This is a genomic window from Bacillus sp. DWP3-1 (assembly GCF_049896565.1).
In the GTDB taxonomy this organism is placed as follows: Bacteria; Bacillota; Bacilli; order Bacillales; family Bacillaceae; genus Bacillus.
In genome coordinates, this window is the sequence record NZ_JAFCUN010000001.1 from 175,589 (window position 1) to 196,980 (window position 21,392).

The 21,392-nt window shown below is 42.1% G+C and carries 22 protein-coding genes; 19 read left to right on the forward strand and 3 right to left on the reverse strand.

The genetic code is table 11. The features are described from left to right. The first annotated feature begins 11 nt into the window (after positions 1 to 11). Together pyc and ACP7A0_RS00955 are read left to right on the forward strand one after the other, a co-directional pair. A complete protein-coding gene (pyc, locus tag ACP7A0_RS00950; protein ID WP_106037795.1) occupies positions 12 to 3,458 on the forward strand; it encodes a pyruvate carboxylase in 3,447 nt (1,148 codons plus the stop codon). A gap of 99 nt (positions 3,459 to 3,557) precedes the next feature. Continuing rightward, positions 3,558 to 4,991 carry a cryptochrome/photolyase family protein gene (locus ACP7A0_RS00955; protein ID WP_106030796.1) on the forward strand — a complete coding sequence of 478 codons (1,434 nt, stop codon included), beginning with the start codon at positions 3,558 to 3,560 and terminating at the stop codon, positions 4,989 to 4,991. Positions 4,992 to 5,031: 40 nt separating this feature from the next. Here ACP7A0_RS00955 and ACP7A0_RS00960 read toward each other — a convergent pair whose 3' ends face one another. Then, complete coding sequence (locus tag ACP7A0_RS00960; protein ID WP_060596176.1) at positions 5,032 to 5,955, reverse strand: COX15/CtaA family protein; 924 nt, start codon at positions 5,953 to 5,955, stop codon at positions 5,032 to 5,034. 394 nt (positions 5,956 to 6,349) lie between these two features. On the opposite strand from ACP7A0_RS00960, the gene cyoE reads away from it, so the two are divergent. From cyoE to ctaG, 6 genes are all read left to right on the forward strand, one after another. Then, the gene (cyoE, locus tag ACP7A0_RS00965) at positions 6,350 to 7,267 is read left to right on the forward strand and encodes a heme o synthase (RefSeq protein ID WP_003211774.1); all 918 of its coding nucleotides are present in this window, start codon (positions 6,350 to 6,352) and stop codon (positions 7,265 to 7,267) included. Between the two features lie 279 nt (positions 7,268 to 7,546). Continuing rightward, a complete protein-coding gene (coxB, locus tag ACP7A0_RS00970) occupies positions 7,547 to 8,614 on the forward strand; it encodes a cytochrome c oxidase subunit II (protein ID WP_034662616.1) in 1,068 nt (355 codons plus the stop codon). A gap of 170 nt (positions 8,615 to 8,784) precedes the next feature. Next, positions 8,785 to 10,656, forward strand: coding sequence for a cytochrome c oxidase subunit I (ctaD, locus tag ACP7A0_RS00975; protein ID WP_034662613.1), 1,872 nt, complete (start codon positions 8,785 to 8,787; stop codon positions 10,654 to 10,656). Continuing rightward, positions 10,656 to 11,276, forward strand: a complete 621-nt coding sequence (gene ctaE, locus ACP7A0_RS00980; protein WP_034662610.1) for a cytochrome c oxidase subunit III — start codon at positions 10,656 to 10,658, stop codon at positions 11,274 to 11,276. Before ctaD ends, ctaE begins: the two co-directional genes overlap by 1 nt. A 2-nt stretch (positions 11,277 to 11,278) precedes the next feature. After that, the gene (gene ctaF, locus ACP7A0_RS00985; protein ID WP_003211520.1) at positions 11,279 to 11,608 is read left to right on the forward strand and encodes a cytochrome c oxidase subunit IVB; all 330 of its coding nucleotides are present in this window, start codon (positions 11,279 to 11,281) and stop codon (positions 11,606 to 11,608) included. A 30-nt stretch (positions 11,609 to 11,638) separates the two neighbouring features. Further along, a complete protein-coding gene (gene ctaG, locus ACP7A0_RS00990; RefSeq protein ID WP_426003972.1) occupies positions 11,639 to 12,517 on the forward strand; it encodes a cytochrome c oxidase assembly factor CtaG in 879 nt (292 codons plus the stop codon). 79 nt (positions 12,518 to 12,596) lie between these two features. Here the strand turns inward: ctaG and ACP7A0_RS00995 are convergent, their stop codons facing one another. Next, positions 12,597 to 12,962, reverse strand: coding sequence for a YugN family protein (locus ACP7A0_RS00995; protein WP_060596179.1), 366 nt, complete (start codon positions 12,960 to 12,962; stop codon positions 12,597 to 12,599). Positions 12,963 to 13,123: 161 nt separating this feature from the next. On the opposite strand from ACP7A0_RS00995, the gene ACP7A0_RS01000 reads away from it, so the two are divergent. The 9 genes from ACP7A0_RS01000 to coaD all read left to right on the forward strand — a co-directional run bounded on the left by ACP7A0_RS01000 (position 13,124) and on the right by coaD (position 18,182). Beyond that, positions 13,124 to 13,546: a CBS domain-containing protein gene (locus ACP7A0_RS01000; RefSeq protein ID WP_034663862.1), complete on the forward strand. Its 423-nt coding sequence runs from the start codon at positions 13,124 to 13,126 to the stop codon at positions 13,544 to 13,546. A 122-nt stretch (positions 13,547 to 13,668) separates the two neighbouring features. Next, the gene (locus ACP7A0_RS01005; RefSeq protein ID WP_060596180.1) at positions 13,669 to 14,712 is read left to right on the forward strand and encodes a CAP domain-containing protein; all 1,044 of its coding nucleotides are present in this window, start codon (positions 13,669 to 13,671) and stop codon (positions 14,710 to 14,712) included. Positions 14,713 to 14,820: 108 nt separating this feature from the next. Then, on the forward strand, positions 14,821 to 15,234 hold the full coding sequence (locus ACP7A0_RS01010; protein WP_375567401.1) for a YlbD family protein: 414 nt from the start codon (positions 14,821 to 14,823) through the stop codon (positions 15,232 to 15,234). A 19-nt stretch (positions 15,235 to 15,253) separates the two neighbouring features. Next, positions 15,254 to 15,502, forward strand: a complete 249-nt coding sequence (locus ACP7A0_RS01015; RefSeq protein ID WP_034318044.1) for a YlbE-like family protein — start codon at positions 15,254 to 15,256, stop codon at positions 15,500 to 15,502. 72 nt (positions 15,503 to 15,574) lie between these two features. After that, positions 15,575 to 15,982 carry a hypothetical protein gene (locus ACP7A0_RS01020; RefSeq protein ID WP_375567404.1) on the forward strand — a complete coding sequence of 136 codons (408 nt, stop codon included), beginning with the start codon at positions 15,575 to 15,577 and terminating at the stop codon, positions 15,980 to 15,982. A 57-nt stretch (positions 15,983 to 16,039) separates the two neighbouring features. Then, the gene (locus ACP7A0_RS01025; protein WP_007499807.1) at positions 16,040 to 16,489 is read left to right on the forward strand and encodes a YlbF family regulator; all 450 of its coding nucleotides are present in this window, start codon (positions 16,040 to 16,042) and stop codon (positions 16,487 to 16,489) included. 66 nt (positions 16,490 to 16,555) lie between these two features. Then, positions 16,556 to 16,828: a YlbG family protein gene (locus ACP7A0_RS01030; protein WP_003212137.1), complete on the forward strand. Its 273-nt coding sequence runs from the start codon at positions 16,556 to 16,558 to the stop codon at positions 16,826 to 16,828. Positions 16,829 to 17,108: 280 nt separating this feature from the next. After that, a complete protein-coding gene (gene rsmD / locus ACP7A0_RS01035; RefSeq protein WP_258182064.1) occupies positions 17,109 to 17,696 on the forward strand; it encodes a 16S rRNA (guanine(966)-N(2))-methyltransferase RsmD in 588 nt (195 codons plus the stop codon). Positions 17,697 to 17,699: 3 nt separating this feature from the next. Next, complete coding sequence (coaD, locus tag ACP7A0_RS01040; protein ID WP_212040968.1) at positions 17,700 to 18,182, forward strand: pantetheine-phosphate adenylyltransferase; 483 nt, start codon at positions 17,700 to 17,702, stop codon at positions 18,180 to 18,182. An 18-nt stretch (positions 18,183 to 18,200) separates the two neighbouring features. Here the strand turns inward: coaD and ylbJ are convergent, their stop codons facing one another. Next, positions 18,201 to 19,409: a sporulation integral membrane protein YlbJ gene (ylbJ, locus tag ACP7A0_RS01045; RefSeq protein ID WP_060596184.1), complete on the reverse strand. Its 1,209-nt coding sequence runs from the start codon at positions 19,407 to 19,409 to the stop codon at positions 18,201 to 18,203. Positions 19,410 to 19,567: 158 nt separating this feature from the next. On the opposite strand from ylbJ, the gene ACP7A0_RS01050 reads away from it, so the two are divergent. Continuing rightward, the gene (locus ACP7A0_RS01050) at positions 19,568 to 20,347 is read left to right on the forward strand and encodes a patatin-like phospholipase family protein (RefSeq protein ID WP_034662583.1); all 780 of its coding nucleotides are present in this window, start codon (positions 19,568 to 19,570) and stop codon (positions 20,345 to 20,347) included. Between the two features lie 4 nt (positions 20,348 to 20,351). After that, the gene (locus ACP7A0_RS01055; RefSeq protein ID WP_060596185.1) at positions 20,352 to 21,380 is read left to right on the forward strand and encodes a SepM family pheromone-processing serine protease; all 1,029 of its coding nucleotides are present in this window, start codon (positions 20,352 to 20,354) and stop codon (positions 21,378 to 21,380) included. Positions 21,381 to 21,392: the final 12 nt, after the last annotated feature.

Below are 21,392 nucleotides of genomic sequence, written 5' to 3' on the forward strand. Positions count from 1 at the left end.
AGGAGTGAGAAATGTCACAGAGAACAATTCAAAAGGTTCTAGTTGCAAACAGAGGGGAAATTGCTATCAGAGTCTTCAGGGCCTGTACGGAGCTCAATTTACGTACAGTGGCCATTTATTCCAAAGAAGACTCGGGCTCTTATCATCGCTATAAAGCAGATGAAGCATATCTAGTTGGAGAAGGGAAAAAACCGATTGATGCCTACCTTGATATCGAGGGGATCATCGAAATTGCAAAACGAAATGACGTGGATGCGATCCATCCAGGTTACGGATTTTTATCTGAAAATATTCATTTTGCAAGACGATGCGAAGAGGAAGGCATTCAATTTATCGGTCCAACTTCTCAGCATTTAGATATGTTTGGAGATAAAGTAAAGGCAAGAGATGAAGCGAAAAAAGCTGGAATTCCAGTCATTCCAGGAAGTGACGGACCAGTTGATTCGGTCAAAGAAGTCGAAAAATTCGGTGAAGAATACGGTTACCCGTTTATTATTAAAGCTTCACTAGGCGGCGGCGGCCGAGGTATGCGGATTGTCAGAACGAAAGAGGAGCTGAAGGAAGCCTATGACCGTGCGAAGTCAGAGGCAAAAGCTGCTTTTGGAAATGACGAAGTATACGTTGAAAAACTGATTGAAAATCCGAAACATATTGAGGTGCAGGTGATTGGTGACAATCACGGCAATATCATTCATTTATATGAGCGTGACTGCTCTGTTCAAAGGCGGCATCAAAAGGTCATTGAAGTGGCGCCAAGTGTGTCTCTTACAGATCAACTGCGTGAAGATATTTGTGAAGCGGCTGTTCAGTTGGCCCAGAATGTATCGTATATTAATGCAGGGACTGTAGAATTCCTTGTCGCAAATGGAGAGTTTTACTTTATTGAAGTCAATCCAAGGGTACAGGTAGAACACACGATCACTGAAATGATCACAGGTGTCGATATCGTCCAAACCCAAATTCTTGTCGCAAAGGGTCATGACCTTCACAGCAAGGAAGTCGGTATACCAAAGCAAGAAGATATTTTTACACATGGCTTTGCCATTCAATCAAGGGTCACAACAGAAGATCCTTTAAATGATTTTATGCCAGACACAGGAAAAATTATGGCCTACCGTTCAGGCGGGGGATTTGGTGTACGACTTGATACAGGGAACAGCTTTCAAGGTGCAGTCATTACACCTTATTACGATTCACTATTGGTCAAGCTGTCCACATGGGCGCTCACATTTGACCAAGCGGCTGCTAAAATGGTCCGAAATTTACAGGAATTCAGGATTCGCGGGATTAAAACAAACATTCCGTTTCTTGAAAACGTGGCAAAGCATGAGAAGTTTCTAAAAGGGGAATACGATACGTCGTTTATCGATTCAACGCCAGAGCTATTTAATTTCCCTAAGCAAAAAGACCGTGGAACGAAGATGCTGACTTATATTGGTAACGTGACCATTAATGGATTCCCTGGTATAGCGGAGAAAAAGAAGCCTCATTTTGACAAGCCAATTGTACCGAAGCTTCCTCTTCATCAAGAGATTCCGTCTGGGACAAAACAATTGTTAGACACACATGGACCTGAGGGCCTTGCCAATTGGGTGAAAGAACAAAATAGCGTCCTTTTAACAGATACAACCTTTAGGGATGCGCATCAGTCTCTGCTTGCGACACGCTTCAGAACACATGATTTAAAGAAAGTTGCCCAGCCAACAGCAGGTTTATGGCCAGAGCTGTTTAGTATGGAAATGTGGGGCGGTGCTACATTTGATGTTGCGTACCGTTTCTTAAAAGAAGATCCTTGGGAACGATTAAAAGAGCTTCGCCAAGAAGTGCCAAACACGTTGTTCCAAATGCTTTTAAGATCATCAAACGCTGTCGGATATACAAACTATGCGGATAATGTGATTAAAGCATTTGTAAAGGAGTCGGCCGAAGCAGGCATTGACGTCTTCCGTATTTTCGATAGCTTAAACTGGGTCAAAGGCATGACGCTTGCCATTGATTCTGTTCGTGAATCAGGCAAAGTGGCAGAGGCAGCCATTTGTTATACGGGGGACATTCTTGATCCATCTCGTCCGAAATATGATCTTGAGTATTATGTATCTCTTGCGAAAGAGCTTGAATCTGCCGGTGCACATATTTTAGGTATTAAAGATATGGCGGGATTATTAAAGCCGCAGGCAGCTTATGAGTTAGTCTCTGCTTTAAAAGATGAGCTCACGATCCCTATCCATCTTCATACGCATGATACGAGTGGAAATGGACTGTTCACCTATGCAAGAGCGATTGATGCAGGCGTTGATATTGTGGATGTGGCCGTCAGCTCTATGGCCGGACTCACATCGCAGCCAAGTGCAAGCTCACTGTACTATGCTTTAGATGGGCATGAAAGAAAGCCAGACATGAACGTCCAATCTGTCGAACACCTTTCTCAATACTGGGATTCTGTCAGAAAATACTATCGTGAATTCGAAAGCGGCATGAACTCACCTCATACAGAAATTTATGAGCATGAAATGCCTGGCGGTCAGTATAGTAACTTGCAGCAGCAGGCGAAAGGTGTTGGCCTTGGCGACCGCTGGAACGAAGTAAAAGAAATGTACAGACGTGTGAATGACATGTTTGGTGATATTGTGAAGGTCACACCTTCCTCTAAAGTAGTTGGAGACATGGCACTTTATATGGTGCAAAATGATTTAACAGAGGAAGATGTCTATGAAAAAGGAGCAACATTAGACTTCCCGGATTCTGTTGTGGAATTATTTAAAGGCTATTTAGGCCAGCCGCATGGCGGATTCCCTGAAAAATTACAAAAGCTGATTTTAAAAGGAGAAGAACCGCTCACTGTCAGACCTGGTGAGAAGCTGAAGCCAGTGGACTTTGAAGCTATTCAGCAGCAGTTCAAAGAATCTCATGACCTGACGCTGACAGAGCAAGACGCGATTGCGTATGCCTTATATCCAAAAGTCTTTTCTGAATTTGTCCAAACAGCAGAAAGCTATGGGGACATCTCTGTTCTTGACACTCCAACGTTCTTCTATGGGATGAGGCTTGGTGAAGAGATTGAGGTAGAAATCGAAAAAGGAAAAACCCTGATTGTCAAACTCGTGTCGATTGGAGAACCGAATCCAGATGCCACAAGAGTTCTTTACTTTGAGCTAAATGGACAGCCGCGTGAAGTCGTGATTAAGGATGAAAGCATCAAATCCTCCGTTCAAGAAAAAATGAAGGCGGACCGTTCAAATCCAAATCACATTGCCGCATCAATGCCAGGCACTGTCATCAAAGTGCTCGTGGAAAAAGGACAGAAAATCTCGCAAGGCGAGCATTTGATGATCAATGAAGCCATGAAAATGGAAACGACTGTACAAGCGCCATTCACTGCGGTCGTAGATGAAATACATGTGACAAATGGAGAACCGATTCAAACCGGTGATCTGCTGATTGTGTTAAAGCCTGAATAATAAGTGAGACACATCCATCGTGATGTGTCTTTTTTTGAGCGCATTAAAATGTGCAGCAGCCTGCGAGAGTAATTACACTATAGAGTGAGGTGAAGAAAGTTGGAAATTGTTGTGATTTGGTTTCGCCGAGATATGCGTTTGGATGATCATATCGCCCTATCAAAAGCGATCACATATGCAAAAAAACACGAGTACAAATTATTGGCTCTTTATCATCTAGATCCATTTTTTACTGAAATGGAACTGGATATAAACAACGAACATTTCTTTCAAAACTTGGCGCATTTCGTCAAGGAAGCAAGAGAATCTCAAGTGTATGTTCACCTTCTCCATGATGATGTCCTGCGCGTCTTTCAACAGGTCATGGATGTGTATGACATCAAAGCCGTCTTTTTTAATGAAGATGAAGTGGGTATCGGCCAAAGGCGTGACCAGCAAGTAACCGATTTTTTAGAAAAGAAGGGCATTCATGTGTCAACGTGGCAAGATACACACCTTCACGGGGCGCGAGATATTTTAAAAGCAGATGGGTCACATTATCAAGTGTTTACCCCATACTATCAATCATGGCGTAAGCAAGAAAAGCAGCCTGTGATAAAAGTTGACAAATCATTTTTCAGCAGTGAGCATACGATTTGTGATGAGTCGCTTTCGCAAAAAGGAAATGACAAACTGCGAGACTTGTTAAAGGGCTGCTCAAGGAAGTTTGATCAAATCGGCTCAGACAAAGCGATGAACACGCTGCATCACTTTATCCAAAAAAGATTAACGCGTTATCATGAGAAACGAGATATTCCGTCTCTTTTTGGAACGAGCAAGCTGTCGCGTTTCTTAAAAACAGGCACTATTTCGATCCGAACGATTTTTCATGCGATGTATGAAGAAGCACTATTTGAAGACGAGGGCAGAGAGACCTTTATCAAAGAGCTGGCATGGCGTGATTTTTATCATATGATTTATGCGCATTATCCTGAGATGAAAGAAAAAGAAATCAATTCGGCGTTTCAAGGGATGAAATGGAATGAAGATGAGACGCTGTTTGAAGCTTGGTGTAAAGGGGAAACAGGCTTTCCGCTCGTTGATGCAGGGATGAGACAGTTAAATGAGGAGGGCTGGATGCATAACCGCTTGCGAATGGTCACAGCCTCATTTTTAACAAAGGATTATTTGATTGATTGGAGAAAGGGCGAAGCGTATTTTGCAAAAAAACTTGTGGATTATGATGAGGCGTCAAATATCGGAGGATTTCAGTGGGCTGCATCTGTCGGGACAGATGCCGTGCCGTACTTCCGTATTTTTAACCCAACGACCCAGTCGAAGCGATTTGATCCGAGCGGGGAATATATTAGAAGATATGTACCAGAGCTAGAGCATGTCGATGAAAAATGGATTCATGAACCAAGTAAAATGCCGATTGATGAGCAATTGAAATCGGGATGTGTGCTAGGTGATACATATCCGCTGCCGACAGTTGATCATCAGGAAAGACGCAAAAAAGCCATTTCGCTATTTGAAGAAGCAAAACAACAATAAAACAAATCCCCCATTCCGCATGAAAGGGGGATACAAATTCTTATTTGAATGGTTCTTTGCTTTCATATTTAAACCGGGCAATGAGTAAGCAGAAGTAACAAAGTATCCCAAACAAACCGGAAATAAAGAATGAATGAGCCAGCGCGTAACCAAGTGCAAGCTGAGAATAAACAGACATCACACCTGAAATGGCTTGAAGTGTAATCAGAATGGCTGAAATAATCCATCCATAATACAGCTGCTTCTGTTCTTTATAATGTTTCATGGCATGGAACATCGCAACAAATATCCAGACGAATAAAAGAAGTGCTGCTGCTCGGTGAGACATTTGTACCCACTGATTAAAGTACGCTGGAAGTGCACCGTCTTTTGAACAAAACGGGAAGACAGAACAAGCAAGGCTTGACTTTGTATGCCTCACATAAGCACCCGTATACACCACGATATACGTATAGGTGATCAAACCATAAATATGGAACTGCATTTTTTTGCCGATATGAAGCGGCTTCACAAGCTTTGTTTCAGATCTGGTTGCTTCAAATACAAGAAGCGCAAGCAGTAACACTGAAGCAAAAGAAATGAGTGAAATACCGAAGTGCAGTGCCATCACAAGGGCGTTAGAACCAAACACGACGGCTAGAGCTCCTAAAAGCGCTTGAAGCAGTAAGAATATAATCGACATGATGACCAAAAATTTGGTTTCACGGAATACTGGACTAATCTTTTTCCAGCATAAGACCGCCAGTGCCAGAACAAGAATGGTGGAAACCCCTGTTGACATGCGGTGACTCCATTCGATGATGGAAGCAGGGTTCATTTCAGGGAAGAAACGTCCGTGGCAAAGGGGCCACTGCCGGCCGCAGCCAAGACCCGAGCCGGTTTTCGTCACAAGCGCACCGCCAATCAAAACGATCAGCATCACAAACGTTGTGATCACGCTCAATAACCTTAAAGCAAATTTCATCAAATTATTTCACCTTCTCTAAAAAACTTCTGATCTAAATGAAAAACCTCATATGCTCTCAAGTTTAAGCCAAATGCGTGTTCTGTTGCAATTCATAATGACCAAAGTTCACAAAAAAATGATATGTTAGTTCACAAAGTTTACAGATTTAGAGTGCTTGATCTTTCTTTGACAGTCTGATAGAAATAGAGGAGAGAATATTTCATTTTGCACCGCCTTCTGAAACACACATAAATCCTTATAAATTCACGAAAAGTTCACAAATAACTTCAAGATTGTCGTTTATTATTTAATAGGATGTTTTTTTACAGCTGTTTATCTTGTATGATAGAGTTGTAACGAATTTACGTTTCATTTGTTCGTTTGAAGGTTTGGGCAAGGGAGGTTATACACATTGGCAAATTCCAAAACAGCCGCGGAAGCAGCTATTCATGGACAAATAGAAGAAACAACAGCTTGGAAAGATTTTCTTGCTCTGATTAAAATGGGCATCGTCAATTCCAACTTCATTACAACATTTACTGGAATGTGGCTTGCTTTTTATTTTACAGGTATGAGTTTCCTTGGGAATCTTGATATTGTGCTGTTAACAATGATTGGTTCTTCTCTTATTATTGCCGGTTCATGCGCCATTAATAATGCGTTTGACCGTGATATTGATATATTAATGGAAAGAACAAAAACAAGACCGACGGTTACAGGTAAGATTCAGCCGGGGCAAGCGTATGCATTTGGTATTTTGCTTGTTGTACTTGGACTCATCATGCTTCTGATGACAACCATAACATCAGCAGTGATTGGTTTTATCGGAGTCTTTACTTATGCAGTTCTGTACACCATGTGGTCTAAACGTCATTACACCATCAATACCGTTATTGGAAGTGTATCTGGTGCGGTGCCGCCATTAATCGGCTGGACAGCTGTCACAGGTACAATTGACACAACGGCTTGGGTTTTGTTTATGATTATGTTCATTTGGCAAATCCCTCACTTCCTGTCACTTGCGATTAAGAAAACGGAAGATTACCGTAAGGCAGGTATTCCAATGCTGCCAGTCGTTTATGGCTTTGAAGTCACGAAACGCCAAATTATCATTTGGACAGCATGTCTTCTTCCACTTCCATTTTTCTTAGGTGGATTAGGATGGCCGATTGTCGCACTTGGCACATTGCTGAATATTGGATGGCTCGTCATTGGCCTTATGGGCTTTAAAATGAAAGACGTCATGAAGTGGTCAACGCTCATGTTCGTTTATTCATTAAACTACTTAACCATCTTTTTCGTCGCGATGATTATCATTACACTATTCTAGAGTAAAATACACTTTGATCACATCAAAACAATGGCTATATCTTATAACACAACATTTTCTAACAACTATGAAAGCCGCCTGATATTCAGTTCTATTTAGGCGGCTTTCTGTTTATACATAGATGGTATTTTGAGTAAAAACATCATTTTTTTATGAAAAGAGGAAATGTAAGTGCTTTTATAAGAGGCGGGGGTTATGAATGGGTGAAAAGTGATTTTATAAATAAGAGGTAAAAAGCGAAAGGCAAAGGAGATCAAGCAAAAGGGGTTGGGACAAATTATGATAAGAAAATGGCGTGTTTATTCACTGTTTCTCTTACTGACGCTCGTTTTGGCGGGCTGTGGTGAACCATACTTATCAACACTCAAACCAGTTGGGGAAGTAGCAGATAAACAGTTTTTCCTAACGGTACTGAGTACACTCATTATGGTTCTTGTCGTCATTGTTGTATCGATCATTTTCTTTTACGTCATCATTAAATTCAAACGTTCTAAAGTGGGAGAAGATACGATTCCAAAGCAGGTGGAAGGGAACCGTAACCTAGAAATTACGTGGACAGCGATTCCGATTCTTCTCCTCATTATTCTCGTTGTGCCTGTTGTGGCATACACGCTTGAGCTTGGGGATACAAGCGCTATGGATAAGAAAAAACGAGATCCTGAAAAGACACTTGTTGTCAATGTAAGAGCCAGTTTATATTGGTGGGAATTCGAATACCCTGATTATGGGATTGTCACAAGTCAGGAATTGATTGTACCGACAGATCAAAAGGTGTACTTTAAGCTGAAAGCATCCGATGTGAAACACTCTTTCTGGGTTCCATCGGCTGGCGGTAAAATTGATACAAACACAGAAAATGAAAACAAGTTTTATTTAACCTTTGATTCAAAACGAACGAAAGATGCAGGAGAATATTTCTACGGGAAATGTGCAGAGCTTTGCGGTCCCTCGCATGCTTTAATGGACTTTAAAGTTAAAACGCTTTCTCAAGATGAGTTTTTGGGATGGACGAAAAAAATGGCTGATTACAAGAAGCCTACATCCACAAAAGATCTCGCACTTGAAGGTGAAAAATTATTTAAAGAGAAAAACTGCTTGAGCTGTCATGCAGTAGAGCCTGGTGACGAACGGCCGGAAGCGGCAAGGACGGCACCAAACCTTGCGACCTTCGGAGACCGAACGAAAGTAGCAGGAATCAAAGATATGAACAAAGAAAATGTGAAAGCATGGCTGAAAGATCCAGAGAGCTTTAAACCAGGGAATAAAATGACAGGGACGTACCCTAAATTAAATGACTCAGAAGCAGATGCACTTTATGAGTATTTAAAAGGACTTAAAATCGAGTAATTTCTAATGCGAATGTGCAAGAGGGTATGTGATCGATGTGAAGTTTTTGTTAAGAGCTCCCGAATATGTCTCTACAACCGAGAAGTAGCCATCTGTCAGACACAGTCTGTGTAAAGTTAAGATAGACATCTATATGAAAAGGGGCAAATGGGAGATAAGAGGGGGATTTCATGGTGAGTACAATAGCTAAAAAGCGGGGGTTTGGCGCTGTCTTATGGGATTACTTGACGACGGTTGACCACAAAAAAATTGCCGTACTATATTTAGTGGCAGGGGGATTTTTCTTTTTAATTGGCGGCCTGGAAGCGATGATTATCCGTATTCAGCTAGCCATCCCTGAAAATGATTTTGTAAGTGCAGGGTTTTACAATGAAGTCATGACGATGCATGGAACAACGATGATTTTCCTTGCAGCAATGCCGCTTTTATTTGCATTAATGAATGCGGTTGTACCCATTCAAATTGGTGCACGTGACGTAGCGTTTCCGTTTGTGAATTCACTTGGTTTTTGGCTGTTCTTTTTCGGAGGAATTTTCTTAAACCTTGGATGGTTTATGGGTGGATCACCTGATGCAGGCTGGACTGCATACGCCTCGCTCACGCTGAATTCAGAAGGGCACGGCATGGATTTCTATATTTTAGGTTTGCAGATAGCGGGTATTGGTACGCTGATTGCCGGGATCAACTTTCTTGCAACGATTATTAATATGAGAACGCCTGGTATGACGTATATGAGAATGCCGCTCTTTACATGGACGACATTTGTCGCCTCAGCACTGATTTTATTCGCATTCCCGCCACTTACAGCAGGGCTTGCGATGCTGATGCTTGATAGAATGTTTGATACGAGCTTTTTCAATCCAGAGCTCGGCGGAAATACAATCATCTGGGAGCATTTGTTCTGGATTTTCGGACACCCAGAAGTATATATCTTAATCCTGCCAGCATTCGGAATATTCTCTGAAATCATTCCAGTGTTTGCAAGAAAAAGGTTGTTTGGCTATTCGTCCATGGTGTTCGCTACTGTATTGATTGGTTTCCTTGGATTCATGGTATGGGCGCATCACATGTTCACAACAGGACTTGGTCCGATTGCCAATGCGATCTTTGCTGTAGCCACAATGGCGATTGCGGTGCCTACAGGAATTAAAGTATTCAACTGGCTGCTCACCATATGGGGCGGTAATGTGAAGTTTACAACGCCGATGCTGTATTCCGTTGCCTTTATACCGTCGTTTTTGCTTGGCGGGGTAACGGGAGTCATGCTTGCAGCAGCTGCAGCAGATTATCAGTTCCATGATACGTACTTTGTCGTGGCGCATTTCCACTACGTCATTATTGGCGGGGTCGTATTCGGTATTTTAGCTGGTGTGCATTACTGGTGGCCGAAGATGTTTGGAAAAATACTGAATGAGAAGCTTGGGAAAATTGGCTTTGTGCTGTTTTTCATCGGTTTCCATTTAACCTTCTTTATCCAGCATTTTCTCGGGCTTTGGGGCATGCCGCGCCGAGTCTTTACATTCCTGCCAGGTCAGGGGCTAGACCTTGGGAACTTGATCAGTACGATTGGGGCACTGTTTATGTTTGTAGCTGTTGTCATCATGCTGATTAACATCATCTGGACTACAGCAAAAGGAGAGCGTGTATCAAGCGATCCTTGGGGAGACGGAAGAACGCTTGAATGGGCAGTGTCTTCACCTCCGCCAGAATACAACTTTAAACAGCTTCCGCTTGTCAGAGGACTAGATCCATTATGGATTGAAAAAATGGATGGTAAAACAGGAATGACAGCATCTGAACCGCTCGATGATATTCACATGCCGAATAATTCCATCTTACCTGTCATTATCTCATTCGGTCTATTTGTTTCAGCGTTTGGCTTCATGTATCGTCAAGAGCACAGCTGGGGACTTCCAGTGATTTTCATTGGTCTTGGCATTACATTTGCGACCATGCTGGTTCGCTCTCTTAAAGATGATCATGGGTACCATATTCACAAAGAAGATTTGACCGATGACGATGATAAAGGGGTGAAAGCATAATGGAACCACAAAAAATGACAGCAGAAACCTTTCCGGCTTCTCCTGAGAAAGCCACGTTAGAAGGAAAGAATAAGTTCGTCGGGTTCTGGTTGTTTCTTGGGGGAGAAACCGTTCTGTTTGCATCGCTCTTTGCCACGTATTTGGCGCTGAAAAACTCTAATGCAGGCGGAGCAAAAACAACTGATATGTTTGATCTCACACTTGTCTTTATTGCCACGATGCTTCTGCTGACGAGCAGTTTAACGAGTGTGTATGCAATGTATCATATGAAAAACTTTGCCTTTAAAAAGATGCAGCTTTGGCTTGGCGTGACTGTGCTATTAGGTGCTTCATTTCTAGGGGTTGAGATTTATGAGTTCTATCATTATGTGCATGCGTATGAATTTACAATTACCAGCTCAGCTCTTGGTTCTTCCTTCTATACACTTGTCGGAACTCACGGGGCTCACGTCGCCTTCGGACTTTGCTGGATTACCGCTCTTATGATTCGAAATATGAGACGCGGACTCGATTTATACAATGCGCCGAAATATTATGTGGCAAGTCTGTATTGGCACTTCATTGATGTTGTGTGGGTCTTCATCTTTACCGTTGTATATTTAATGGGAATGGTGGGATAAGAATGGGAAATAAAAACACAAATCAGTCTAAAGTCGATCTTGTATACCGTAAAAAGAAAAATGCCGAAGAAATGAAGCATCAGCTCATTTCTTTCGGCTTGATGATTGGATTAACCTTTGTTGCCTTTTTAACAATCGCTTCTGAAGACGTTGGGAACTGGTTCGCAGTACCATTTATTTTATTGCTTGCAGTTATTCAGGTGGCTTTTCAGCTTTATTATTTTATGCACATGAACCAAAAAGGGCATGAAACACCCGCATTGTTTCTTTACTCAGGTGTGTTTGTCGCGTTTATTACCGTATTAGCCTTTTTGACCATTATTTGGTGGTAAGCCCGCTTTGCCCTTGAAGGAGGCGCAGCAATGGAGAACTTAGAAATATTCGGATTTCGGGCATTATGGAGCCCTTACTATTTGACTAGTATTGTCATAGCAGCTGCTCTTTATTTGCTTCTTGTGACAAAGGGAAAGCACCGTGCGACGGTGAAAGAGAAAACGTTGTTTCTGACGGGGCTTGTCCTGTTATACGCCGTGAAAGGAAGCCCAATTGATTTAATGGGGCATATTATGTTTAGTGCACATATGGCGCAAATGGCGGTGCTCTATTTAGTCATTCCGCCTCTCCTTATTACAGGATTACCTGCGGCCATTTGGGAGTGGATCATACAAACACCAGGCATTCAGCAAATTTTTCGTTTGTTTTCCAAGCCTTTAATTGCATTGCTTGGATTTAACGGATTGTTTTCGATGTATCACATTCCGCTTGTGTTTGATTTTGTGAAAACAGATCCGTTTTATCATGCGTTGATGACGGTGGTCATTTTTATCGCTGCCTTTTTCATGTGGTGGCCGCTCGTTCATAAAGTCCAAAGTCAGCCGCAGATTACAGGCATTTTAAAGCTTGGTTATATCATGGCAGACGGAATATTGATGACTCCTGCGTGTGCTCTCATCATGTTTAGTGAGGCACCGATCTATGCAACCTATTCTGATGCTGGCGCTTGGATACAGGCACTGCACTTATGCGTGCCAAGTGATATGCTGGCAGGCCTTGCGCTCACAGGTCCTGAAATGTTCCATACCTTGCCTCTGCTAGAGGACCAGCAGCTAGGCGCGATTTTGATGAAAATTATTCAGGAGATTGTGTACGGCTCGATCCTTGCTGTTGTGTTCTTTGACTGGGCAAGAAAAGAAAGAGCGAAAGATGCCGTACCAGATGCGCTGATTCCGAAATATGAATGAAAAAAGCACAGCCGTATGGCTGTGCTCAGATTGTTGACAAAGGGCTAAAATGATCTTGATTTTAGCCCTTTGTCTTCTTTTATGCTTCAGCAGTCATTGCTTCTAGTTTATCTTTCAGCTGTTCAAGCGTTTTCTTGCTTGATTGGATGAGAGATTTAGGGAAATCTTCGCCTTCGCCGTATTCAACACCGTGCGGATAATAATGTTTTCCAAGTAAAGGTGTTAGAAGCTGTATGTGTGCTCTTTTGGAACCAACATCTCCTTCGGTGGCGTAGCCGGAAATCCGTAAATAAAAGGTTCCCTCTACCATGTTATACTTTCTGTCGTACGTCACACGCTCATAATCCCATTGATCGGCTCGTACAAATCCTTCACTTTCCATGATGAAATCTAATTTATTTAAGTCAGCTGCTACCTTTTCAATCCCCGTACCTTCAAACTTCACCCAAAACCCCTCCTTATAAAAATTCCCTTTACTGACAATCATAGTATGAAAGCGTTAAACTTTCAACTGTGAAAGGTATGTTCTTTTATAACCTGGTTACAGTAATAAAGAAAATAATAGATGGAGGAATCGATGTGAAAACGAAAAAAATCAAAGATATTATGACAAAAAAAGTAGTGACATGTCAGCAAGACGACAATACGTATGAAGCGGCAGTCAAAATGAGAGACGCGGACATTGGGGCCATTCCGGTGGTTGACGGAGATCAGCTCGTTGGCATAGTGACAGACCGTGACCTTGTACTCAGAGGCATTGCAGAAAAAAAGCCAAACTCACAGGAAGTGGGCTCGCTGATGACGAAGGAAGTACTGACAGCTGAAGAAGATGCAACGCTTGAAGAAATTGTCCGGCTGATGTCAGAGCACCAGCTCCGCCGCATTCCTGTTGTGAAAAATGGCGCATTAACAGGGATTGTCGCTCTTGGAGATTTATCAGTCGAAGATTTATCAAATGATCGCGCGGGAGATGCACTGACAGAAATCTCTCAACAGGATCAAGATCACGGGCAAGGATTTCTTCATTAAGAGGGGCATATTTTAAATTCGTGTTAAATAGGCTGTATTGTCGTTGATAAATGAAGCGAGTTTTGTTTAAATGACAGTAGAAGGTACTTTTTGTACCTTGCCAATTTAACGGAGGTGTTTATTTGAAAACTGTGCTCAAAACACTCCTCATCCTCCTGATTATATCTGGAACGTACGTTCTGTTTATTCAATATGGATCTTCACCAGAAAAAGAAAACAGCAATGAACCGAAGGTGTCTAATGAAGAAACATCTAGCGATAAGCCGATCAACATCCCGAAAAAGGGGCTCATGTCCTTTATGGGGAAATCTTCAAACGAAGTGCTTAAACAGCTGGGAGAACCAGATCGCATTGATCCTTCCGCATATGATTATGACTGGTGGATATACAACCAATCGAAGAAGCACTATATTCAAGTAGGGGTAAAGGATAGTAAAGTGGTGACCCTGTTTGCAACAGGAGACGGGCTCAATGTCGAACCGTTTAAAATCGGTCAAGCCACAAGTGAAGTATTTAAAAAAACACAAATTGCACCTTACATTCATGTAGAGGATGAACAAAATTCATACCGCTTTGAATTCTCAGAAGATGATATGAATACAAGACCCACTGTGAAAGTGGGAGATGATGTGTATGTTCAGCTTTACATGGATAAGTTTGAAAGCACTCTTTCAAGTATCAGGGCGTTTAACGCAGATACATTTGTGAAACAAAAGCCATATGAGGTCGTCTATCGTGGTCAATTGATAGAACCTGAGGCAATATCAGGTGAAAAATGGAAAGAGATCGAAGCTTCCAGTCAAAAACAAATTTTTGATATGACCAATATTATCCGTCATAAGTACAAACTGCCGACCTTAAGGTGGGATGATGAAACCTCTGAAGTGGCATTCATGCATAGTGAGGACATGAAAGAGAATCATTATTTCTCCCATGAATCAAAAAAATACGGTACGCTGAAAGATCGGTTAGAAAGAGGCGAGGTGGCATTTCAGCTCGCAGGTGAAAACATTGCCTATAATTATGTAGATGGACCTGCAGCGGTAGAAGGCTGGCTCAATAGTGAAGGTCATAGGAAGGCGTTATTAAATAAAGATTACACACACCTTGGCGTAGGTGTGAAAGAAAAATACTACACTCAAAACTTCATCAAGAAAACATCTTAAACGAAAGCAGCTGCACAATCGCAGCTGTTTTTTTGATTGAAAAAGAGGCTCACCAAAATAGCTGCTGGTGTATATAGTATAGTAGGCATTTGTATGGGGGGTGAGGATATGACAAACAAACAAAAACAAACATCCATTGATGAATTTAAACAATTCGTCAGACGCCATCCGAAGTTAATTCAAGAAGTGCAAACGCAAGAAAAAAGCTGGCAAAGTGTATACGAAAATTGGATCATGTTTGGTGAAGAAGACGAGATGTGGTCTCCTTACCGGCAAACGCAATCTGAAGGCGGTAAAGAAGAAAAAGCCTCTAAGCCAAGTGAATTGGGAAAAGCAGATTTTATGTCTAAAATGGTTTCTGCCGTGAAAAAAATGGACGCTGATCAAATGAATGAACAAATCAACAAAATGAGCCAGTCTATTTCCTCTTTACAAAGCTTAATCGGACAATTTTCATCAAATGGCTCAAAGAAAGGTTCATCTGGAGGCAGTCAGCACCCATTCTCCTTCAGGAAAGATTAATTGAAAGGGGATGCTTTTGGTGCGGAAAGAAGTACAGGAGTTTGTCATGGCCGAAGAGGATCGAATCAAATTCATCAGACAGCGTCCTCTCTGGTACAGACAGCTGACTCGACATCCTGAAAAGCTATCGTCCTTTGAATTAGATAAAATGAATTTTTACGAAAAAACCATTCCTCATCGTGTGAGTCAGTTGAGCAACAGTGTTCAAATGGCTGAAATGATGATTCAAATGTTCCAAGCAATGCGCAATCAAAATGGAGCCGGGTGAGGCTTTTTTGAGTTGATTAAGATGTCTATTTCCTGAGCATCCTATAAAAGTAGATGAAAGGAGAATCAGAAGATGAAATGGATGCTGTCAATATGCGCATTGCTTTTTCTTGTCACCGGGTGTCAAAGTCAACATGGAGAGAAGCAAGTCATGAAGCAAGATCCAGCTGTACCAGTGATGCAGCAAGCCGAAAGCGAAATGAAGCAGCAAGGCTTTTTAAAATACAAAGTGCAGGGGTCTTCTGTCTATATAGAAAGTACACTACAAGATTTTCATCTTGAACCTTCGCGTCTAAAAAAGAATGAGAAGACGGGATATTTTACAGTGTATGTAGACGGAAAACGTGCAGGCAATGAGTATACTGCTGCATTTGTGGTCAAGCATCTTTCAAAAGGAAAGCATAAAATGACCGTTGTGCTCAATTCCCGTCATCCAGAATATAAGCAGAAAAGAGAAACATGGGATGTATTTATCACGTAAAAGCATTTTCTAATCCATAGGTTTCGTGGTAAACTATGAATTGGAGGTGCAACATTTATGTATGCGACAATCGAATCTGTGGAGCTCCAAGAGGAAGCGAATCAATTGGCTGCCATGATTCTTCAGTCGGAGGAGGCTGAACATTACCGCAACTGCTTTAAGCGTCTCCAGCAAGACGAAGAAGCCCAACAAATTATTGCCCATTTTACAAAAGTAAAAGAGCAATATGAGGATGTGCAGCGGTTCGGCAAATACCATCCGGACTATAGAACGATCTCAAAGGAAATGCGTGAGGTCAAAAGAAAGTTAGATCTTCACGATACAGTGGTTGATTTCAAAAAAGCAGAAACAGCGATTCAATCCATCTTAGATGAGATTAGTATTGAAATCGGTCAAGCTGTATCAGCATATATCAAAGTTCCAACAGGGAACCCATATTTTGATGGTCTATCATCATGCGGCGGTGGCTGTGGATCAGGTGGCAGCTGTGGCTGTAAAGTATCTTGACGAGACTTGAATGTCTCGTCTTTTACATAATGACTGAAAAGAATTGAAAAAGCGGCAGGTGAAAAGATGGAAACCAAACGTCAAGGGATGGTCGTTTGGCTGCATTCGTTAAAGCAGTCAAAGGCGCTAAGAAAATTTGGAAATGTTCACTATATTTCAAGGAAAATGAAGTATGCAGTGATCTATTGTGATATGAATGATCTCGAGCGTCATATGGCTAAGCTCAGCTCATTGCCATTTGTGAAGCGTGTTGAGCCTTCATATAAACCTTTTATTAAATTAGAGTACGAATCCAAATTGGACAAAGCAAAAGAGTATGATTATAAAGTGGGCTTTTAAAGACACAAAAAAATCCCCGCGGCATCACCCGCGGGGTCCTTCTATTCTTAATGATTCATTAAGGAGAAGGCAAAGGGAGAGGAGAAACCGGAGGAAGAACTTATGGGGAAACGTAAGTCTTCTCCGCGGTTGGCAACAGCACCACATCAGATGCTGTTATAAATAGTATGACCCCGCATTCCTTGATCTATACATAGAAAATGAATGAAAATCCTTGCATTGTCCCCTGCGGAGTGTTGTGGTAAGATAATGTTGAATTTTTTGTCATAAACAATAACCAATAGAAGCAAGCAGAAAAAGTGGTGGGAAAATGAGAGTCATCTCTGGAACGAGAAAAGGCCGCACACTTAAAGCGGTACCAGGTCAATCAACAAGACCGACGACAGATAAAGTAAAAGAATCGATATTTAATATGATCGGCCCGTATTTTGATGGCGGATGGGCCCTTGATTTATTTGCGGGAAGCGGTGGTTTAGGAATTGAAGCGCTTTCCAGAGGATTCGATCATTGCATTTTCGTTGATCGAGATATGAAGGCAATTCAGACGATTAAAGGAAACCTCAATCAATTGTCGCTGCTCGATCAAAGTGAAGTGTTTCGAAACGAGGCAAAGCGTGCACTCTCAGCCGTTGTGAAACGAGAGGAATCCTTTCAAGCGATCTTTCTTGATCCGCCTTATAAAGATCAACAGCTGAAAGCACTTCTTGAAATGATTGACGAGCATGCCTTATTAACAGATGACGGCGTGATCGTGTGTGAGCATGATAAGGACGTCACACTGCCAGAGGAAGCTGGACAGCTTTACATATCAAGACAGGAACTGTACGGGTTGACTGGTATTACGATCTATAGAAAGCGGGGAAATTAAAGCATGGGAAACATAGCCGTTTGTCCGGGTAGCTTTGATCCAGTCACATTGGGCCATTTGGATATCATCAAAAGAGGTGCAAATATCTTTGATGAAGTGTATGTATGTGTACTAAATAACTCATCCAAACAACCGTTATTTACCGTTGAAGAACGGTGTGAGCTCATTCGCCAGGCGACGAAGGATCTGCCAAATATCAAAGTTGAATCCTTTCACGGTCTGCTTATTGATTATGCGAAACAAAAAGAAGCCAAAGTTATTTTACGCGGATTAAGAGCTGTGACGGACTTTGAATATGAAATGCAAGGCACATCAATGAATAAAGTGTTAAACGATGAAATTGAAACGTTTTTCATGATGACCAACAATCAATATTCCTTCTTAAGTTCCAGCATTGTCAAAGAAGTAGCGAAATATCATGGATCAGTCAAAGATCTTGTCCCAAAAGAGGTAGAAGCAGCGCTGAAAGGAAAATTTAAAGGATGAGTGCACCGCACCGTGCACTCATCCTTTTTTTAATTTCTGATAGTATAGCGCGATATACAAGATCAAGCTGCATAGCGTGATCAATGGGCCAGCTGTCACAAGCTGATTCCAAAGCACACTGCTGTACACGACGACCTGCTGGCTTGCTTCAAAGGCACCTGCTGGGAGAGCCATGTCAGATCGAGAGACATAAAGAGGCTTGAACAATAAAAAGGCAAAAACAGCTGCATAAATTCCGTGAAGCAAACGAGCGAAGAAAAACGGTTTAAAGCGTATATCTGTTGCCGCCAGAATGCCGGCGACCTGAGCTTGAACAGAAAACCCGCTGAATCCTAATATAAAGCTGACGACAATCGTTTTAGCAAGAAGGGTGACTTCCTGTGACCCTGTCAGCTGACTTCCTAATGTGATTTCAAATAAACCGGCAATCATCGCAAGATCTAATTCTGGCGGAAGATGCATCGTTTGCAGCATATATCCGATCCCTATGGATAAGAGGTCCGTCACATGAACAACTGACAGCATTTTACTAAATACAGAAAATAAGATAATAAAGCCGCCAATCATAAAGAGAGTTTGGACTGATGACATCACCGCATCACTTAAAATTTGGCCGAGCGGTCTTTTCTCTGCGAGTCTTGCTGTATGAAGAGCGCTGAATGCCTCTTGAAACGGTGGGAATAAAAATCGCTTACGGCTTCTCAGATGTGCATCATGCCGCGCTTTATATCCCCGCATCGTCACACCAACAGCGAGATTCCCTAAATAATGTGCGCATGCCAAAACAATCCCTAAAGCTGGATGATGAAAAAAACCAACAGCCACCGCACCGAAAATAAACAATGGATTCGATGAATTTGTAAAAGAAACGAGGCGCTCTGCTTCGATTTGTGTCAGTTGTCCTTCCTGCCTGAGTCTTGTGGTTAATTTCGCACCAGAAGGGAAGCCTGATGCCATTCCCATTGCTAGGACAAATCCCCCTACACCAGGCACTCGAAAGATGGGGCGCATAAATGGCTCTAATAATACCCCGACAAATCTGACAATCCCGAAACTAATTAATAGCTCGGACAAAATAAAAAAAGGAAGCAATGATGGAAATACAACCTCCCACCACATTGCAAGTCCATTTTTAGACGCTTGCAAAGAGGCTTGTGGATGTGTAATCACAGTGGCTGTTAAAAAGATAAAAAAAGCAGCGATGAACAGAGTGTTCCATTTTTTCATGGAGATTTCGCCCCTTGCCGTTATGATCTATTGGCGAGCTCGTGATCAAAAAAGAAAGACACTAGCCGAGCCTGTCTTCTATTACTATACGAGCAGAAGGGGCATGTTTAGACCAATAGATTCGTATATATGCATAGAAAAGAGGAGGGTGGATTTTCATGAGGCGACCAGTCATTGGACTTGCGTTAGGCTCCGGGGGTGCGAGGGGAATGGCGCATATCGGAGTTTTATCTAGTCTTGAGAAACAAGGAATTCAGGTAGATATGATCGCTGGCAGCAGTATTGGCGCACTTGTTGGGAGCTTTTATGCGGCAGGACAAGACGTAGAAAAAATGAAAAAACTTGCACTTGTCTTCAGAAGAAAGTATTATGCTGACTATACACTGCCAAAAATCGGTCTTTTAAAAGGGAATCGAATGTTGCAGCTGATTCACACGTTTACATATGGGAAGAAATTTGAAGAATTAAGAATGCCCCTTGCGGTGGTTGCCTGTGACCTCGAGACAGGGGAGAAGGTCGTGTTTAAAAAAGGGTCTGTTTCACAAGCAGTCAGAGCAAGCATCAGCATTCCGGGCGTGTTTGTTCCTCATGAAATGGGAGGCAGACAGCTAGTCGATGGAGCGGTTGTTGACCGCATTCCTGTGTCTGTTTTAAAAGAAATGGGCGCGGACCTCATTATCGCCTCTGATGTATCAAGGGTGAAAAAAACAGAAAAGGCGACGAGATTATCGGATGTGATTATGCAGAGTTTGGACATCCTTCAAAATGAATTGGTCCGTCATCAAACCATTCACGCTGATGTCATGATCCGGCCGAGGCTTGAAACATTTAGCTCGAGTGCATTTACACAGGTACAGGAGATGATTGAAGCAGGTGAGCTCGCCGCAGATCAACTAACAGGTAAACTGAAAGATGTCATTGATAAATGGGAGTGTTAATCGAATGAAAAAATTGAATATTCGCTGGCTCAGCTTTTTTGTCGTTATCCTTGTATTATTTGGCTTAACCTTTGTCAAACTGCCATATTACGTGACAAAGCCGGGTGATGCAACCGAGATTGCTCCCCACATTCAAGTAGACGGCGGATATGACGAGAAGGGCAGCTTCTCACTTATGACGATAAAAGTAGGTCCAGCCAATCCGTATACGTATTTGCTTGCGAAAATGAATAAATATGACGAGATCGTCCCGGAAGAAAATATTAAAGCGGACGGGGAGTCGGATGAAGATTATATGAAAAGGCAGCTTCAGCTGATGAAAAGCTCTCAAGAAAATGCCATGATTGCAGCGTATACAAAAGCAGGCAAAAAAGTAGATTATACGTTTAACGGGGTATATGCAAGCTACGTGATGAAAGGAATGCCTGCTTACGGCAAAATTGAAGTGGGCGACCGAATCAAAAGCGTTGATGGCAAGACCTATGATTCTGCTGATAAAATGGTTTCGTATATCAGCAGCAAAAAAGCAGGTACATCTGTCCGTTTTGTCCTTGAACGAAATGGCAAAGACATCACGGAGAAAGTGACGTTAAAACCATTTAAAGAAGAGCCGAATCGAGTTGGAATCGGTGTATCATTATTTACAGATCGAAATGTGAAAGTCTCGCCTTCCATTAAGGTGGATATTGAAAATATCGGCGGCCCATCAGCAGGTCTCATGATGTCACTTGAAATTTATAACCAGCTCACAAAAGAAGACGAAACACATGGCTATGCGATTGCGGGAACGGGGACGATTGACGCCGATGGAACGGTCGGTCCAATTGGCGGAATCGATCAAAAGGTCGTGGCGGCAGATAAAGCCGGAAAAGATATATTCTTTGCACCAAACGATAAAGGTGATTCAAATTCAGACTACCGAAATGCTGTCAAAACAGCGAAAGATATTAAAAGTGATATGAAAATTGTGCCTGTAGATACGATGCAAGATGCCCTGAACTATTTAAACAAATTAAAAGAGAAAGCATCTTAAACAAAGAAGAGC

Excerpts from the sequence above, each read along its gene's own strand:
- pyc (WP_106037795.1), top strand. The coding sequence starts at position 12 with ATGTCACAGAGAACAATTCAAAAGGTTCTAGTTGCAAACAGAGGGGAA.
- ACP7A0_RS01055 (WP_060596185.1), top strand. The coding sequence starts at position 20,352 with ATGAAAAAATTGAATATTCGCTGGCTCAGCTTTTTTGTCGTTATCCTT.
- ctaE (WP_034662610.1), top strand. The coding sequence starts at position 10,656 with ATGGAACCACAAAAAATGACAGCAGAAACCTTTCCGGCTTCTCCTGAG.
- coxB (WP_034662616.1), top strand. The coding sequence starts at position 7,547 with ATGATAAGAAAATGGCGTGTTTATTCACTGTTTCTCTTACTGACGCTC.
- ACP7A0_RS01050 (WP_034662583.1), top strand. The coding sequence starts at position 19,568 with ATGAGGCGACCAGTCATTGGACTTGCGTTAGGCTCCGGGGGTGCGAGG.
- ACP7A0_RS01020 (WP_375567404.1), top strand. The coding sequence starts at position 15,575 with ATGAAATGGATGCTGTCAATATGCGCATTGCTTTTTCTTGTCACCGGG.
- ylbJ (WP_060596184.1), bottom strand. The coding sequence starts at position 19,409 with ATGAAAAAATGGAACACTCTGTTCATCGCTGCTTTTTTTATCTTTTTA.
- ACP7A0_RS01000 (WP_034663862.1), top strand. The coding sequence starts at position 13,124 with ATGACAAAAAAAGTAGTGACATGTCAGCAAGACGACAATACGTATGAA.
- ACP7A0_RS00960 (WP_060596176.1), bottom strand. The coding sequence starts at position 5,955 with ATGAAATTTGCTTTAAGGTTATTGAGCGTGATCACAACGTTTGTGATG.
- ACP7A0_RS01010 (WP_375567401.1), top strand. The coding sequence starts at position 14,821 with ATGACAAACAAACAAAAACAAACATCCATTGATGAATTTAAACAATTC.
- ACP7A0_RS01025 (WP_007499807.1), top strand. The coding sequence starts at position 16,040 with ATGTATGCGACAATCGAATCTGTGGAGCTCCAAGAGGAAGCGAATCAA.
- ACP7A0_RS01030 (WP_003212137.1), top strand. The coding sequence starts at position 16,556 with ATGGAAACCAAACGTCAAGGGATGGTCGTTTGGCTGCATTCGTTAAAG.
- ctaF (WP_003211520.1), top strand. The coding sequence starts at position 11,279 with ATGGGAAATAAAAACACAAATCAGTCTAAAGTCGATCTTGTATACCGT.
- coaD (WP_212040968.1), top strand. The coding sequence starts at position 17,700 with ATGGGAAACATAGCCGTTTGTCCGGGTAGCTTTGATCCAGTCACATTG.
- ctaD (WP_034662613.1), top strand. The coding sequence starts at position 8,785 with ATGGTGAGTACAATAGCTAAAAAGCGGGGGTTTGGCGCTGTCTTATGG.
- ctaG (WP_426003972.1), top strand. The coding sequence starts at position 11,639 with ATGGAGAACTTAGAAATATTCGGATTTCGGGCATTATGGAGCCCTTAC.